Source organism: Cupriavidus sp. 8B (genome assembly GCF_054589115.1).
This window is the reverse complement of the sequence record NZ_BAAILO010000123.1, coordinates 33,839-35,000: the sequence shown is the minus strand read 5'-3', so window position 1 is coordinate 35,000 and position 1,162 is coordinate 33,839. Positions and strand designations below refer to the sequence as shown.

2 protein-coding genes are annotated in these 1,162 nt (G+C 60.2%); both read left to right on the top strand.

Going from position 1 to position 1,162, the window contains the following annotated elements; all coding sequences use genetic code 11:
- Nucleotides 1–322 precede the first annotated feature (322 nt).
- The gene (locus tag ACYP5B_RS13000; RefSeq protein ID WP_267603282.1) at nt 323–463 is read left to right on the top strand and encodes a hypothetical protein; all 141 of its coding nucleotides are present in this window, start codon (nt 323–325) and stop codon (nt 461–463) included.
- Between the two features lie 328 nt (nt 464–791).
- On the top strand, nt 792–1,162 hold a 371-nt coding region (locus tag ACYP5B_RS12995), incomplete at its 3' end, for a porin (protein ID WP_459569894.1).

Here is a 1,162-nt window from a genome sequence, read left to right as displayed (position 1 = left end):
CTCAAATCTCCTTGCCTGTCAATACCTTGCGTTGATCAATCGCAGCTTTTTTGGGGCTGCTTAACTTGGGTGGATTGGAGGGCTTCCCCCCCCCGCTAACCGTACGATCATGCGATCAGCGTCCTGGCGACGATCCTGGGAGTGACTGACGGTGCACCTGGTTCGGCGCTCGATGACCGGCGCATGCACCGGTGCAAGCGATGCATGCGGCGCGGCAGTGCATTGCGCAGGCCCAGCAGGCGGCGTCGCATCAGGAACGGCAACAACTAGAATTAAGTTCGGAACTCCCGCCCGCAAGGGCACTCCCCGGCCGAGGAAAATCATGACAAGAATTCTCGCGGCAGCGATTCTCAGCGCACTGACTCTTGGCGTGCTGGGCTGTGCAAGTCATGTTGTAAGCGCCGAACAATCGCAACGATTCTCGAGCGATCCGTATAACTATGAGCTGAGCAAAAATCTCTAGCGTGCGGCCCTGAAGGCCGCACCTGCTTGCTCTTCGCGGGTCCTTGCGGTCTGCGGGGGGGATTTGCTTGCCAAAAAGTGCCGGGCGCCGCCCCAGAGCCGGAGTCGAGATTGGCCGTTCACCAACCGGTGTCACACTGCTTGCGAAAAACGCAACTAACGTCTTCGCTGGGCTTCTTGCGTGCCCCAGCGCCTTTCCGGACTTGACTGCAATTGGCGGGACGATTGGGTTAATACTTCCTTTCTTCTTGCTCGTACCCTTGCAGCGCGGCAATTGACCGCGCGAACTACCACACCGCTGCGCACGGTGGATGGGACAAGGAGAGAGCATGAAGAAGCTGGGAGCATTTTTGTTGGCGGCAGCAGCTGTCACGCCGGGTTTGGCAAGCGCACAGAGCGGAGTCACACTCTATGGCGTGGCCGATCAGTACATTGAGTACGTTAAGTCTGGCGGTAAGCACGCCGCGCGCGTGGAGGACGGCGGCCTTTACCAATCCCGCTGGGGCTTGCGTGGCAAGGAGGATCTGGGTTCCGGCGTGTCTGCCGTGTTTACGCTGGAGACCGGGCTCGCGTTGGACTCGGGTACCGTGCAACAAGGTGGCCGGCTGTTTGGCCGGCAGGCCTGGGTAGGCCTGAGCAGCACGCAGTGGGGGGCGGTGACATTGGGCCGGCAGAATACCCCTATCTACTACATCGAGGG